This window comes from Anoxybacillus sp. LAT27 (assembly GCF_022030075.1).
GTDB lineage: Bacteria > Bacillota > Bacilli > Bacillales > Anoxybacillaceae > Anoxybacillus > Anoxybacillus kestanbolensis.
In genome coordinates, this window is the sequence record NZ_JAIWYK010000137.1 from 1 (window position 1) to 282 (window position 282).

Annotated in this window: 1 protein-coding gene; it reads right to left on the reverse strand. The window is 53.9% G+C overall.

The window, feature by feature from the left end; translation table 11 throughout:
• Positions 1-282, reverse strand: a 282-nt coding sequence (locus LD028_RS18160; RefSeq protein WP_237811596.1) for a His/Gly/Thr/Pro-type tRNA ligase C-terminal domain-containing protein, incomplete at both ends; no start/stop codon positions are given.

The following is a 282-nucleotide window of genomic DNA, read 5'->3' on the forward strand; positions in this document are numbered from 1 at the left end:
CCTCGTCTTGTTTCAAGGTTTGCTGCTCGCCGCCTTTCAAATCTTTTACTGCCACGGTGCCATTGGCGACTTCATCTTCGCCAAGCACCAGTGCCACAGACGCACCGACTTTGTCCGCACGTTTAAATTGTTTTTTGAAGTTACCCCCGCCAAAGTGCGACATAACACGTAGGCCCGGGACTTGCTCACGTAAGCGCTCAGCCAGCTGCATACCAGCAACGAGGCTGCCTTCTCCAACCGTGACAACATACACATCCACGGCAGGACGCACATCGTCTTGGT